Below are 14,876 nucleotides of genomic sequence, written 5' to 3'. Positions count from 1 at the left end.
TAAAATGCTGTGCTGCTTTTCGCACAGACATTTTATCTCTAGTCATAATTTCTATGACTTTGTCTTTAAAATCTTTTGAATATCCCATGTTTCTATTGTTCTATATTTTTAAGTATTTGGCTATAGACCACTAAGGTCTTGTACTCGCCTTTCAATCTAGAAACGTGAAATGATTTTCTAAATTGCAGGCACAAAAAAACGGGCATAAAGCCCGTTTTTTCATTTTGGGTATTAACGTTTAACAGAACGTGACATACCAGCAAAACGTTGTTTGAACTTGTCGATACGGCCGCCAGTGTCGACGTTCTTTTGCTTACCAGTGTAGAATGGGTGGCAAGCTGAGCATACGTCTAGGTAAAGAGTTTCTTTACCAACAGCTGAACGAGTTTCGATTACGTTACCACATGAACAAGTAGCAACTAGTTTTTCGTATTTTGGGTGAATATCGGCGCGCATCGTCGATTACTCCATTAAGATGAAAGAAGGTTTTGCTGTCATCGCAATTGATCACTCTCAAATATTGAGGAAGGGCCAGAATCAGGATTCAGGCAGATCAACACCACAACAGACCATTCTTTTGGCCCACCGAGACGGATACCGTCAGAGCTAAGCACAACAAGTTGAGCGGTATTATACGGCAAACAAATCCAATAAGCGAATTATTCTTCTGTATGTACCGCCTGTTTGGCCCAGAGATTCGCAATTACACCGCAGGCCATGAGCTGGATTTGATGGAAAATCATAATCGGTAAAACAATCATGCCAAGTGACTGACCAATAAATAGAATCTGTGCCATTGGTACGCCACTGGCCAGTGTTTTTTTGGAACCGCAAAAGAACACCGTTTTTTGGTCGGCACGATTAAAGCCCAGCCAGCGTGGAATAAATAACGACAACAGCATTACGATGGTCAATAAAACCGAACATGCCAGCAGCAGCAAGAGCAAAGTACTTAAGCTGACTTCATGCCAAAGTCCAGCCACCACCGCACTACTAAATGCCCCATAAACCACCATCAGAATTGAACCCTGATCGAATATCTTAACGATCTTGGGCATTTGCTGCATTTTTGGGAAAATCCAGGGACGCAGTAACTGGCCTAAAATAAAAGGCACCAATAACAGCAGTGTAATCTGTAGAATCGATGCCGTAGGATCGAAGCCATGCTGGGATTGCCCAAGAATAAAGAATGCGACCAGCATCGGGGTAATGAACATCCCGATAATATTGGAAAAAGAAGCACTACAGATCGCACCGGCAATATTTCCCTGAGCCACTGAGGTAAAGGCGATCGAAGACTGTACGGTTGATGGCAAGAAGCACATAAACAGGAATCCCCAATATAATTCCTGCCCCAGCATTGGCAATAGGATTGGCTTTGCCAGCAAGCCTAAAATTGGAAAGAGCGCAAAGGTCAAGGCAAAGACCAAAGTGTGTAATTTCCAGTGCATTAAGCCTTCAATTACGGCTTCACGAGAAAGCTTGGCACCATGCAGGAAAAACAGAATCGCAATGGCTGCTGTCGTGATCCAGCTAAAGACTTCAGCTGCCTGCCCTGACACTGGCAATACACTGGCCAGTAACACCATAACAAAGAGCAAGATCGTAAAGCGGTCCAATGCCAGCAGTTTAAGCATCTGATGTCCTTCCCTCAAAATTTTATTATTCGATAAAAAATACCCGGCTATCTTAACAGATGCCGGGTCCATGTTATGCATTCAGATTGAAGGAATATTTTCATCCATACATGAATACATTTCACATATATCGCTTTATAACACTTAGTTATTACGTGCGTTGTTGTCTTGCTGGATCAGCTCGATTTTATAGCCGTCTGGATCTTCCACAAATGCAATGACAGTGACACCGCCTTTCATTGGGCCAGCTTCACGAACGACATTGCCACCACGTGCTTTGATTTCTTCACAAGCTTTATAAGCATCATCTACCGCAATCGCAATATGACCGTAGCCATTGCCTAAGTCATAGCTTTCTGTATCCCAGTTATGGGTCAGTTCGAGCACAGTGTGATTTTCCTCATCGCCATAACCCACAAAAGCCAAGGTAAAACGACCTTCTTCATAATCACGCTTACGAAGTAAAGTCATACCAAGAACTTCAGTATAGAACTTGAGTGATTGTTCCAGATTGCCTACACGTAACATGGTATGCAGCATGCGCATATTAATCATCCTTATTTACAGATTGTTTTTGGTGTTCACCGAGCAATTTTGCCACCCAAACGACCAGAATCAGGATTGGAATCCCGATTAAAGTGGTCATCAGAAAGAAATTCGGATAACCGATATTGGTCACTATAGTACCCGAATATCCACCTAAAATCTTAGGAGTCAAGGTCATGAGTGAGCTAAAAATAGCATACTGAACAGCGGTAAAGGACACACTGGTCAGACTGGACAGGAAGGCAATAAAAGCAGCGCCTGCGAGACCTGCGGCCAGATTATCGACAATAATTGCAAAATATAGCCACCATGAACTATACGGTTTAATCACCTTACCTTGAATTTCAACATTCTCGCCTGTTCCAATTGTAATCGGCTGAATATCAATATCCATCGGATTGGCCTGAGTCTGCGACAAGTCCACAGCATATGAATGCTGCTGGGTCACTATTGGCTGCTCCTGCTGCATTAAGCTTGCATTGATTCGCTTCACAGGTGCAGTAATCAGTTTCTCGGCAGGAATAGCAGCACTAAAGACACGCTCTTCATCCAGCTTGGCATCGAATTTATCGCCATTCAGCTCTAATACAATTTTTTGCTCTGCAGTTAAATCCGGCCCTAGATACTGACCGCGAACCACGATGCTATTCTCCTGCTCATTGGCACTGATCAGGTTATCTGTGGTAACAGGCAGAAGCTGTAATTGTGCTGCTTGCGAAGCATTCTGTTGCAGATAAGGCAGGTTGACTTGTACTGCATCTGCCGGATGATTCAGATAATGTGCACGAACTTGAATCTGTTCGGCCTCTTTAAAAGCAGTAGTGGGCACATTCAGTTTCCAGTAACCGACTTCATCTGTATCTGCCTGAAAGGTTTGCTGGCCTACCTGAACTTCGACCTGTCCCAGCTTTTCACCAGACTTTACTAAGCCAATAAAAATCAGATTGGTTGAACAGGCCAAAATCGCGCCTACAAACATCAGTTTCATGATGTTCATTTTCTGAGCCAGCAAGCCACCTAAAAAACCGCCAAGCAGGGAGAAAATTACCCCATACACTTTCACAGCTTCAGCAATCTGTTCCTTGCTAAAATTCAGATCCTGATAGAACACATTGGAAATCACACCGGCAATAATATCGGAGACCCTATAAAAACCGATCAGCAATAACAACACCAAAGCCAGTTTTAAACCATAGCGATCAAAGAAATCTGCTACGGGATTGACCCAGGTTTCGAATGCCATTTGCTTATTCACAGCACCCATTTTGACCAGAATCGTACCCACACCGAAAGCGACAGCACCTGAACCGATAAAGCGTAAAGCCTCAAAACAGAACAAGGCAAAAGTATCCTGAATTGCCCACTGTGCAGTGATACTAGATACCAAGTCACCGGAATAGACATAGCTCAGAACAAAGCTGATAACTGCCACAAAAAACACGCCGACGAGACGGAAATAATCACTGCGCTGATAATCTTTACGTGCCCGATCCACTTGAGGCTCACGGATGACCAGTGTGGTAATAATCCCGACCAGCATAACCGCTGCCATCGCCAGATAAGTCCATTTCCAGGCATCATAGATATAGTTGCCTTTGGCTGTACCTAAATACGCCGCCAGAAACAGAGCTCCAGCCCCAGCCACAATCATCCCGATCCGGTAACCCGCGTTATAGGTGGAAGCCAGTACGGTCTGCATCTGGGTTTCGGCCAGCTCGATACGGTAAGCATCAATGACAATATCCTGTGTTGCCGCCGAGAACCCTAGCAGTACTGCACCCAATGCCATCTGCTGTAAATGCGCCTGCCCCAATGCCGGATCTGAAAAAGCCATAATTGAAATTGCACTTACAATCAGGATCTGGGCAATCAATAGCCAGGCTCGTCGACGACCTAAAGCTTTGGTTAGAAATGGCACCGGCAGCTCATCGATCAGTGGCGCCCAGACAAACTTGAATGAATAGCCCAGTGCAGCCCAGCTGAAAAAAGTCACCGCACTTTTACTGATTCCGGCTTCACCAAGCCATAAAGACAAACTGGAAAAGATCAAAAGAATCGGGACACCGGCTGAAAATCCGAGAAACAGCATGATCAGGGCACGTCGATCGAGAAATGCTGTAAATGCGGATTTCCAACCCGTCGTTTGTGTTGTCATTGCTTTGTTATTTTCCACGAAAACCAATTGCTGCTATTCAATCCTTTAATAACGTATCTTTCAACAAAATTTATATATTTCTCGCATGCCCTATTTTTTATTTTGTGGCAAAACTGACATGTTGGCTTGAATTTTTCAAGTAAATCTGTATACCTTAAACCTTATCCACGTCATATTTCGTTTTGGACTTTCAACAGTGACTCAGAGACTCGATCAAATTCATTCTTCAATTTCAAGTAATACAACTATATCTCAACAAAACATCAGCTCCGACCTACTTATCTCAGCCTTTGAACAAAGCGAAATTACACCAACCCTTGAAAAGACATGCCTGAAACCGGCACAACTGACGCGTATTGCCGATCCGGATAAAATCCCGGCATCGACCAAACGAATCAAGCCTTTGAATAATTTTCTGGGCCAAGACCGTGCCCGTGCTTCGGTTGAAGCCGGTATTGCCCTGCCATATTCGGGCTATAACATTTTTGCCGTGGGTACAGCAGGACTCGGCAAACGCACCATGGTGAAGCGTTTGCTACAGCAACACGCTAAAACCATGCAAACACCAAATGACTGGGTTTATGTCAATAATTTTCAGAATCCTCGTCAGCCTATCGCACTGGAATTTCCAGCCGGTCAGGGACCCAAGTTTCAGGCGATGCTGCATCAAAGCTGGCAATCTATTCTAAAACAGCTGGAGCGCCGTTTTACTGCAGAAAGCTATCACAACCGGATTGAAATGATTCGTCAGGAAACGGGTGATGAACAGCAACTCGCACTGATCGAACTGACCCGTGAAGGTGAAGAACTCGATCTGAAACTGATTTCTCGCAATGATGAACATTGTTTTGTGCCGATTCATTTAAAAGATGACAAAGTACAGGAAATGTCTCAGGAAGATCTGAATGCTTTAAGCAATAAAGATCGTGCTGAGATTGCTTCTAACATGCGTTACATGGACAAGAAACTGGAACGCCTGGGACTTCATTTGGGTGACCTGGAAGATGATGCGCGTGACCGTGTTCAAGTATTGAACCGTGATATCGCTAAACAGGTAGTCATGCCACGCGTTGAGCAGATGCTGACTAAATTCAAGCATGTCGAAGGTCTGAAACAATATCTGAAGCAATATGCTGAAGACATTATTAATAATGTTGAAATTGTACTGGAACAGGAAGAAGACGATTTTACCCCTGCCCAGTTTAGCCGCGTACCAGCGCGCTTCCAGGCCAATGTGATTGTCACCCATAAGCCAAATAGCGGTGCACCCGTTATTTTTGAAGATTTCCCGACGCATTACAATCTATTGGGTCATGTGGAACAGTTGACCCAAAATGGTACGATTACTACAGATTTCACACTGATCCGTCCCGGCTCCTTGCATAATGCCAATGGCGGTTTCCTGATGCTTGAAGCTGAACAATTACTGGAACAGCCATATGCATGGCAAGGTCTGAAACGTGCCCTGAAATCTGGGCATCTCAAGCTTTCATCTTTAGAGCATATGCTGACTCTCACCGGTAGCATTTCCATTGAACCAGCTTCTATTCCGCTGAATATCAAAGTGGTGCTGCTGGCAGAGCCAGAAATTTATTATGAAATTCTGGAACTTGAACCAGAACTAGGCAGTATCTTTAAAATCCGTGCTGATTTTACCGATACCTTGCAACGTAATGATGAAAATGAGCAAGCCTATATGCAGCTCATTGCTGACTATGTGCAATCAGATAAATTATTACCATTTGACCGTTCTGCATTATCTGCCCTGCTGACCGACTCAAGTCGTCAGGCTGAAGATCAGAGTTCCCTGTCACTACATGCATTAACGCTGGGCGACCTGATTCGTGAAGCGCATCATCATGCATTCGAAGCGGGTGATAAGATGGTGTCAGAAAAGCATATCAATACCGCACTGGATCATCGTAAATATCGCTTAGGCTATTTACGTGAGCTATTCTGGCAAGATCTGACCCGTGGCACTCAACTGATTGAAACTCGCGGTCATCGTCTAGGCCAAATCAATGCGCTGTCTGTGATTCATTATGCAGATGTTGAATTTGGTCTACCTTCACGCTTAACTGCTTCTGTATATCAAGGTGGCGGTGATATTCTGGATATCGAACGTAGTGTAGAACTTGGCGGTTCTTTGCATGCTAAGGGCGTGCTATTGATGGCCTCCTTTCTAAAAGCCCATTTTGGTCGTGAACAGACCCTGCACTTCTCTGCCGCTTTAGCTTTCGAACAAAGCTATGGTCAGGTGGATGGTGACAGCGCGACAGTTGCTGAACTTTCAGCGCTGATTTCTGCGATTAGTCAGTTACCGATCGACCAGTCCTGGGCGATTACCGGTTCTATGAACCAGCTTGGTCAAGTACAACCGATTGGTGGTGTCAATGCGAAGATTGAAGGTTTCTTCGATGCCTGTAAGTTGCAAGGCCTGACAGGTAAGCAGGGTGTGATTATTCCACGACAAAATATGCAGCATCTGATGTTACGTAAAGATGTCATTGCTGCAGTCGAAGATGGTCAATTCCATATTCATGCCATTGATAATATCGCGCAGGCTTTGGAAATCCTGATGGCACGTCCGGTCGGGACTATGGACAAGAAAGGCCGTTATAGCAAAAACTCGATCTTTGCTGCTGTGATGGAACAACTCGAATACTGGCAAGCCATTGAAGATGGTGCCGAGTTTGAGGAAGAACCTAAGAAAAAGAAAAAAAAGAAGAAAAAGAAAAAAGATAAGGCGCCTATAAAGGAAGTTCTGACCGATCCAGATACCTTAGCTGAGGCCTTGGTTGCTGAATCAAAAGAACTGGAAAAATCTGAGGGTCAGCAGGCAGAAGATTAATTCTGCCCCCTGCCTCACTATTCACCCATAAAAAAAGCGCTTCTCTCGGAAGCGCTTTTTCACATCTATCAGTTTAATCCAAGGATTAAGCTTCAGGTGCTGGACTGTATTGCTCTACTAAAGGCTGTAATTCACCTTTTTGGAACATTTCGAGCATGATGTCACTACCACCGATCAATTCACCATTGATCCAAAGTTGTGGGAATGTCGGCCAGTTCGCAATTTGTGGCAGAGTTGCACGAATATCCGGGTTTTCCAGAATATTAACATAAGCAAATGGACGACCAATTTGACTGAGTGCTTCTACCGCACGTGCAGAAAAACCACATTGTGGAAATTGTGGTGTGCCTTTCATATAAAGAAGTACTGCGTGCTTGGCAATTTGGTCACGAATTAACGCTTCGGTATCGCGTGCTTGTTCAGTCATTGATAAATCCTCAACTAATCTGTCTCGCATTATACCCAAAACAGAGAAAAACAGTACGTCTAAAGTAATAAATCCATTTTTATTTACAATTACCCTTTAAATCTGACCAAGTTTTTGCTTATATAAGTTTTTCTTTCCACCTAACAGTAAAGAGTTAGTCATGAACAATATTACCCTCGCTCCGGTACAAACTGATCAACCTTCACATTTGATGCCAGTCTTTGGTCGTCAACCGATCAGCTTTGTCCGAGGACGAGGTGCATATCTTTATACCGAAGATGGTACAGAGTATTTAGATGCCTTAACTGGGATCGCCGTTTGCGGTTTGGGTCATGCTCATCCAGTGATTGCTGAAGCAATTGCGGAACAAGCTGCAACCCTGATTCATACCAGCAACCTTTTTGAAGTGCCTTGGCAAACTGCTGCTGCACAGAAACTGGCTGAAGTCGCTGGCATGGAAGAAGTTTTCTTCTCCAACAGTGGTGCAGAATCGAACGAAGGCGCTATTAAAATTGCGCGTAAATTCGGTCATATGCAAGGTATTGCGTCACCAAAAATTATTGTAGCTGACAAATCTTTCCATGGCCGTACGCTGGCAACCCTATCTGCAACGGGTAACAAAAAAGTTCAACAAGGCTTTGGTCCATTGGTTGAAGGTTTTATTCGTGTACCTTTTGGTGATATTGAAGCCATTGAAGAAGCTGCAATTAACCATCCGGATATCGTGGCTATTCTGGTTGAACCGATTCAGGGTGAAGGTGGTGTCAACACTGCACCGCAAGGCTTTAGCTACCTAGAAGAAATCCGTCAGATCTGTAATCAGCACAACTGGTTAATGATGCTGGATGAAGTACAAACAGGTAATGGCCGTACCGGTAAATATTTTGCTTATCAGCACACCAATATTGTGCCGGATGTACTGACCACAGCTAAAGGTCTGGGCAATGGCTTCCCGATTGGTGCCGTGATGACTCAAGGTCGTGGTGTCGGTGTTTTGACTGCGGGTAACCACGGTTCGACTTATAGCGGTACTGCATTGGGTTCACGCGTGGTTTATACCATTATCGATATTATGCAAAAAGAGAATATCGTGGCCAATGCCGCTGAAAAAGGTGCATATATTGTTGAGCAGTTACGTAACCAGCTTGCAGATCATCAAGTGACTGTACGCGGTTTCGGTCTGATGATCGGGATTGAGTTGCCTAAAGACTGCGGTGAGCTGGTGGATATTGCACGCGATGAATACAAAACCATTATTAACGTGACTGCAGGTAATGTCGTTCGTCTGTTGCCTACCCTGAACATTACTCAGGAACAGGCCGATCAACTGATCGAACGTTTAGTGAAAATGATCAAGGCTTATCTTGCTTAAGTCTATCTTGAACAACAAAAAAGCCGCTTTAAAGCGGCTTTTTTGTTTATAGGGAATTTATGATGCGACTTGTAACAAACGTCCACCAGAGATCTGGCTAAAATATTGTTTCAATGCCTCCAGACAGCGCAGGACTTTAGTCGGTTGCTGTTCTCGATTAGGCATAACTGCATAAAGTGTGACTGGCGGAAGTTTCCATTCAGGCAAGACTTCAATCAGTGAACCATTTAATAAATCTTTTTTAACATCAAGATATAAAATCTTAGCAACCCCATTGCCTTGCAGGCACATGGCTTTTGCAACCAGGCTGTTATTGGTACTAAAGCGTGAGCTCAGTTCAAATTCAACCTTTTCTGCACTATGCACATGCTGAAAACTGAAATTCTGATGATTTTTAATATGCGTTAAAGGCAAAACATCATGATGTTTCAGGTCTTCAGGACGCGAGATAATGGCGGTCTGGTTAATATAGCTTGGCGCAGCAACAAGAATCTGTTCAATCTGCATTAATGGCACAACCTGAAGGTTGTGATCATCATCGTTCTGGTCAAATCGCAGGGCAATATCAATACGCCCTTCCAACAAATCAACCTCATGATTGTTTGTTTCCAGGTGGACTGTCAGGCCACGGTGTGCGGACATCCAGTGAGAAAGTGCAGGAATCACATGATTCGCACATACTTCCGGTAAGGATACAATACGAAGTTCACCAACAAGATCATCACGTAACTCGTTAATGCGAACCTTTCCACGCTCAGCAGCAGACAACATTTCCTGGCAGCTGTGAAAAAAAGCTTGTCCCGCTTCGGTCAGACTTAATTTTCTCGTAGAACGATTTAGAAGTACAACTTCCATATCCTGTTCTAAAGAGCGAATTTGTTGACTCACGGCGCTGGTTGTAATCCCTAGCTCACGTGCAGCACCGCTAAACGAGTTCTTTTCCACAACACAAGCAAAGACACCCATTGCTCGAAGTTGATCTAACATAAATTCCCCTCTAAACTTATGAGATGCTTCATCTTTTGATATTTTGATAAAAGCAACTCATTGTATTATACGGTGAAATTTACGTTTTGCATTATTTATTTAATTATTTGGTAAAACTGCTGTTGGATTAATCGGTTTTCCGTCTAAGCGAACCTGAAACTCAAGCATAGTACGGGTTGTACCAGTCGCCCCCATCTCGGCAATTTTTTGACCAGCCGTTACATTTTGGCCACTTTTCACGCTTAATTTACTGTTATGCGCATAAGCGGTGATATAGCCATTAATATGTTTAACTAATACCAGATTACCATATTCCTTCAGGCCATCTGCTGCATATACCACCTGCCCATCTGCTGCAGCAAAGACCGGATCTCCGACATTACCGCCATAACGGGTACCTTTGATATTTGCAGCCAGATCATAGTTTTGTAATACCGGACCATTTGATGGCTTGACCCAACGTAATCCCGCTGCTGTCGATACTGGGGTAATCGGTGCAGAAGTAGTGGTGGCAGGTTTTGGCGTAGTCTTAACAGTCGTTGGAGCTGGAGTGGTTGGCGCTGAAATCGCAATCGTTTGACGCTGAATCGGGGCAGCTTGGGTAACAGGTTGAGTCGCTGTAGTACGGCGCGCAGTAGTGTTATTTTTCAGGCGAATCGACTGACCCACATAAATACGATACGGTGGAGCAATATCATTCATCTCTGCCACACTGATATAGCTCAGACCATAACGTGCTGCAATGCCACTCAAAGTATCCCCAGAGCGTACCGTATAGAAGTCAGGCGCTGCGGCATAGCGGGTCATATTATTGACCTGAGGTTTAGTGGCACAACCAGTAATAATCATTGTGGAAACAACCACAGTGGACAAAACCAGAGTTTTGATGAAGCTGGTTGGTGAAGCATGAATGAAGTATTTCGGTGACACCAAGGACATTATCTTCCTCTCTAACATCTATACGGTTGCAAAAACCCAGTAAGATTAGCAAAGTTTTACTACAATATACTTGTAAGCTTTCATTTTTCACAAACTTATAACATTCATTAGATTTTATTTAGAATCTGGGCTTGAAAAGTGTGAAGTGCGTCATAGTTTGTGGCATCCATCTGAATTGGCGTCACGCTTACATAGCCATTGGCAATTGCAAAAAAGTCTGACTCGATTTCAGTTCCTTTATGTTTTGGCATTGCGACTGCTTCACCCGATAGCCCAATCCAGTAAACCTGACGACCACGTGGATCTACATGACTGGTAATCGGCTTGGACTGGCTACGGCGTCCCTGAAAGGTCACTTTAGTTCCTTTCAGCTCAGCCACATCAGGAATATTCACATTAAAAATATGACGCTCAGGCAAAGTCGGCAAACCTGCCGCAATAAAATCATGTACCCATTGCGCTGCAATGCGATAATCTTCTGGTAAGGTATAAGATCGAACGTTTTGCCCACATAGAGAAACTGCTAATGCAGGTTGTTTGGCCAGACGGCCTTCAAATGCAGCCCCCACCGTACCCGAGTACAGCACATCATCTCCCAGATTGGCACCACTGTTAATGCCGCTGACCACCAGATCGAATTCAACATCAAATAAGCCGTTCATGGCCAGATAGACACAGTCAGCCGGCGTGCCATTAACCGCCCATACATCGGGAGAAATCTGGATCGGTCTTAATGGTCGGTCTAAAGTCAGTGCACTGGAAAATCCGCTACGTTCACTTTCTGGAGCTACCACCACAACACGTCCTAAAGGCCTCAAGGCCTGCGCCAGTGCCTGTATACCTGGTGCAAAAACGCCATCATCATTGGAAATTAATATATTCACTGCAAAATCTCGTTGAGCTAAAAAATGACTCGCTAGGACATTTCATTGTATTAGTTCAGGAATTATATATATATTTGTAGCACGATATCCATTAATACATATGGCTTAAGATGATGAAAAAATTCTCTCTTTGGGGTACTTTGGCTTTAAGTTTGGCAACTTTTGTTTCTCCTGCAGTTATTGCCAATGATTTGACAGCTGAAGAAAATGACATGATCGTGAAAGAAGATGTCGCATCTGCACAGGTAATGATTGAAGTATGCCCGGGCATTATTGGTCAGAATGCAAAATTCGATACAACGATTCAGCAGCTGATTCAATCTTATCTAAAAGAATACTCAGACAAATCGATGACCTATCAAAAACTTCAGGCAGACAGTGAATACAAGACTGTGCTTGAAGAAGCACGTCAAGGTGCAAAACAGACTGCAAAAGACGAACAAAAAACAGCGTGTGAAGACGTTTTAGCTTATCAGGAATAAGGTCTTTCTCACTGAAATGAGACGATGCCAGCATCGTCTTTTTTCTCTTACACATTTCTTCATAATTCTACAGCTTCACTACATTTCCCCTCTTTTCAATTTTGAAAATATCTTTAAGCTAACAAATTATTGTTCTACATGTAATTTTTGAGTTTTTTGATGAAACATACATTAATTAAAAGTTTAAGTTTATCTGTTGTTGCTGGTATGACACTTTGGGGAAGCTCGGTTTATGCAGCAAATGAAAATATTGAAGTCACCCCGAGTCAGGAAATCACCAAGCAAGAATTAGCTGCAATTTATGTCCTTTCTGAAATTTGCCCAAGCATGGTCAAAGACAAAGCAAAATTCAATCAGGGTTATAACCAGCTGGTGACTGAATATTTGCCCGGCCAAAAAAATCCGGTTGAGCGCCTGAACCAGATGGTAAAACAGTCAGATTTTCGTAACATTCTGGCCGAAGCACAGAGTGATGCCAAAAAGGCTGGCAAGAAAAAGAATCAGGCCATTTGCAATGAGTTGGTGAGCTACAGTAAATAATCCACTTTTTGCGTGATTGCTTACAATACTTTTGAAATAACCCCGGGTTTCCCATAGAAGTCAGCCTAGCTTTGTCCTAAAATGCTAGGCTCTTCGTGCTTACATCAAGATATTGGAACCCACTAGAAATGACCCAAAAAACTGCCCTTGCTGCATTATTATTAATTCCTAGTTTTAGCTTTGCAGCAACTGTCTTATCTGCACCACCAGAATTGAATAATAAATCTTATGTGCTAATGGACTACGAGACAGGGCAAATTCTCGCATCAAAAAATGAAAATGAAAAATTAGCCCCTGCTTCAATGACCAAGATGATGACCAGTTACATCATCGAGCAGAAGTTATTAAGTGGTGAGCTGACTGAAGATGAACAGGTTCGCATGAATGAATCTGCATGGTGCCGTGGTAGCAGTGCAGAATCATGTATGTATGTGCCTTTAAATGGTACGGCGACTGCACTAGAAATGTTGCGCGGGATTATTATCCAGTCTGGTAACGATGCATCTAAGGCGATGGCTGAACATATTGCAGGGAACGAGGGTACCTTTGCACATATGATGAACCAAGAAGCGAAACGGATTGGCATGACCAATACCAGCTTCATCAACTCGACTGGTATGCCAGCTGAAGGCCATTATTCGACTGCGAAAGATATGGCAACTTTGGCTCAGCACATCATCAAAGACAGTTCAAAATACTATCCAATCTACTCTGAAAAAGAGTTTACTTTTAACGGGATTAAGCAAGGCAACCGTAATGCCCTGCTCTATACTGATCCAAGTGTAGATGGTTTGAAAACTGGTCATACTGATGAAGCCGGTTACTGCTTAACGACTTCTTCAAAACGCGGTCCGACTCGTCTGATTTCAGTGATTTTCGGTGCACCAACCATGAATGAACGTGCATCACAAACACGTGAACTTCTGGCTTGGGGTTATGCGAACTTTGAAACCAAAAATGTTCAACCCGCTAAACAGGTTCTAGCCAAGTCTAAAGTCTGGTTTGGTAAGGAAAATGAAGTTCAGATCGGACTTGCAGAAAACTTTAACGTGACTATGCCTAAAGGTCAGGCCAATGCCATCAAGACTCAATTGGTCGTTCAGCCTAAACTGACTGCGCCTTTACAACCAGGTCAAGTCGTAGGTAAATATGTGGCGACTTTAAACGGCAAAGTGATTGCTGAGAAACCACTTGTTGCACTGAAAGCAGTTGAAGAAGCTGGTTTCTTTGCCCGTATGCTGGATCATATCAAACAATTCTTTAGTAACCTGTTCTAATATTTATTATCAATATTAGATCTTACTAAAGCCAAAGCACACATTCATCGAATGTGTGCTTTTTTATTTTATAATGCTTATAAACTTTCAGGATGATACTGACATGAGCCAAAACATTCGCCCTTATCTGGATACTCGCCCGCAAGTCGCTGACTCTTGTTATATCGATCCGATGGCGGTGGTCGTAGGTGATGTCGTTTTAGGCGAAAATGTATCTGTATGGCCTTTTGCCGTAATTCGTGGTGATGTGAATCATATTCGTATTGGCAAGAACTCGAATGTACAGGATCATTCTATGTTGCATGTGAGTCATAAAAAGGCGGATAAACCTGAAGGTTCACCACTGATTATTGGTGAAGATGTGACGATTGGTCATCATGTAAAATTACATGGCTGTACCATTGGTAATCGTGTTTTAGTGGGTATCGGTACAATTATTCTCGATGATGTAATCGTTGAAGATGATGTGATGATTGGAGCGGGTTCACTGGTACCACCGAATAAGGTATTAGAAAGTGGGTACTTGTATGTAGGCAGTCCAGTCAAAAAAGTGCGTCCACTGACTGAAAAGGAAATAGCTTTCTTGCCTTATTCAGCGCAAAATTATGTGAAAGTCTCAGGTAACTACAAATAAATCGACAAACTAAGACTAGGCAGAGTAAAACTTGAAGTGCGACATAAACCACCTAATTAATTTAAAGGGTTTATGGAGTATATAAAATTGTCATACCATCATCTTAACTTTGAAGATCGTACTGCATTAATGCTTGAGTCAAGAA

At 43.2% G+C, this 14,876-nt stretch carries 14 protein-coding genes; 6 read left to right on the top strand and 8 right to left on the bottom strand.

What is annotated here, in order from left to right; translation table 11 throughout:
* Positions 1 to 231: 231 nt before the first annotated feature.
* The 4 genes from rpmE to ACEWB7_RS15335 form a co-directional block, all read right to left on the bottom strand.
* The gene (rpmE, locus tag ACEWB7_RS15350) at positions 232 to 456 is read right to left on the bottom strand and encodes a 50S ribosomal protein L31 (protein WP_004782616.1); all 225 of its coding nucleotides are present in this window, start codon (positions 454 to 456) and stop codon (positions 232 to 234) included.
* Positions 457 to 659: 203 nt separating this feature from the next.
* Positions 660 to 1,637, bottom strand: a complete 978-nt coding sequence (locus ACEWB7_RS15345) for a bile acid:sodium symporter family protein (protein ID WP_411580947.1) — start codon at positions 1,635 to 1,637, stop codon at positions 660 to 662.
* 144 nt (positions 1,638 to 1,781) lie between these two features.
* Positions 1,782 to 2,183 (bottom strand): lactoylglutathione lyase, encoded by a 402-nt coding sequence (gloA, locus tag ACEWB7_RS15340; protein WP_004782618.1) that lies wholly within the window; start codon positions 2,181 to 2,183, stop codon positions 1,782 to 1,784.
* 1 nt (position 2,184) lies between these two features.
* Positions 2,185 to 4,356, bottom strand: coding sequence for an AmpG family muropeptide MFS transporter (locus ACEWB7_RS15335; protein ID WP_376745843.1), 2,172 nt, complete (start codon positions 4,354 to 4,356; stop codon positions 2,185 to 2,187).
* 178 nt (positions 4,357 to 4,534) lie between these two features.
* On the opposite strand from ACEWB7_RS15335, the gene ACEWB7_RS15330 reads away from it, so the two are divergent.
* Complete coding sequence (locus tag ACEWB7_RS15330; RefSeq protein WP_034702066.1) at positions 4,535 to 7,189, top strand: Lon protease family protein; 2,655 nt, start codon at positions 4,535 to 4,537, stop codon at positions 7,187 to 7,189.
* Positions 7,190 to 7,274: 85 nt separating this feature from the next.
* Here ACEWB7_RS15330 and grxD read toward each other — a convergent pair whose 3' ends face one another.
* Entirely contained in the window at positions 7,275 to 7,616 is a 342-nt protein-coding gene (grxD, locus tag ACEWB7_RS15325) for a Grx4 family monothiol glutaredoxin (RefSeq protein ID WP_034702064.1), read from the bottom strand.
* 160 nt (positions 7,617 to 7,776) lie between these two features.
* Here grxD and ACEWB7_RS15320 point away from each other — a divergent pair, with 160 nt between their 5' ends.
* The gene (locus tag ACEWB7_RS15320; RefSeq protein WP_034702061.1) at positions 7,777 to 8,988 is read left to right on the top strand and encodes an aspartate aminotransferase family protein; all 1,212 of its coding nucleotides are present in this window, start codon (positions 7,777 to 7,779) and stop codon (positions 8,986 to 8,988) included.
* A gap of 57 nt (positions 8,989 to 9,045) precedes the next feature.
* Here the strand turns inward: ACEWB7_RS15320 and ACEWB7_RS15315 are convergent, their stop codons facing one another.
* The 3 genes from ACEWB7_RS15315 to surE all read right to left on the bottom strand — a co-directional run bounded on the left by ACEWB7_RS15315 (position 9,046) and on the right by surE (position 11,798).
* Entirely contained in the window at positions 9,046 to 9,975 is a 930-nt protein-coding gene (locus ACEWB7_RS15315) for a LysR family transcriptional regulator (RefSeq protein WP_034702058.1), read from the bottom strand.
* Between the two features lie 99 nt (positions 9,976 to 10,074).
* Entirely contained in the window at positions 10,075 to 10,914 is an 840-nt protein-coding gene (locus ACEWB7_RS15310) for a peptidoglycan DD-metalloendopeptidase family protein (RefSeq protein WP_034702055.1), read from the bottom strand.
* 107 nt (positions 10,915 to 11,021) lie between these two features.
* Positions 11,022 to 11,798, bottom strand: a complete 777-nt coding sequence (gene surE / locus ACEWB7_RS15305) for a 5'/3'-nucleotidase SurE (RefSeq protein ID WP_312316947.1) — start codon at positions 11,796 to 11,798, stop codon at positions 11,022 to 11,024.
* 110 nt (positions 11,799 to 11,908) lie between these two features.
* Between surE and ACEWB7_RS15300 the strand changes: the two genes are divergently transcribed.
* The 4 genes from ACEWB7_RS15300 to ACEWB7_RS15285 all read left to right on the top strand — a co-directional run bounded on the left by ACEWB7_RS15300 (position 11,909) and on the right by ACEWB7_RS15285 (position 14,731).
* A complete protein-coding gene (locus ACEWB7_RS15300) occupies positions 11,909 to 12,280 on the top strand; it encodes an MCR_0457 family protein (protein ID WP_004782632.1) in 372 nt (123 codons plus the stop codon).
* Between the two features lie 159 nt (positions 12,281 to 12,439).
* Positions 12,440 to 12,820, top strand: coding sequence for an MCR_0457 family protein (locus tag ACEWB7_RS15295; protein ID WP_004782633.1), 381 nt, complete (start codon positions 12,440 to 12,442; stop codon positions 12,818 to 12,820).
* Positions 12,821 to 12,948: 128 nt separating this feature from the next.
* On the top strand, positions 12,949 to 14,097 hold the full coding sequence (gene dacC / locus ACEWB7_RS15290; RefSeq protein ID WP_004782636.1) for a D-alanyl-D-alanine carboxypeptidase PBP5/6: 1,149 nt from the start codon (positions 12,949 to 12,951) through the stop codon (positions 14,095 to 14,097).
* 103 nt (positions 14,098 to 14,200) lie between these two features.
* Positions 14,201 to 14,731 (top strand): gamma carbonic anhydrase family protein, encoded by a 531-nt coding sequence (locus ACEWB7_RS15285; protein WP_034702051.1) that lies wholly within the window; start codon positions 14,201 to 14,203, stop codon positions 14,729 to 14,731.
* The last annotated feature ends 145 nt before the right edge of the window (positions 14,732 to 14,876 follow it).

Source organism: Acinetobacter sp. NIOH-H-8, assembly GCF_046635365.1.
Lineage (GTDB): Bacteria > Pseudomonadota > Gammaproteobacteria > Pseudomonadales > Moraxellaceae > Acinetobacter.
Note: the sequence above shows the minus strand (reverse complement) of the source record. Positions and strands in the feature narration are given on the sequence as shown.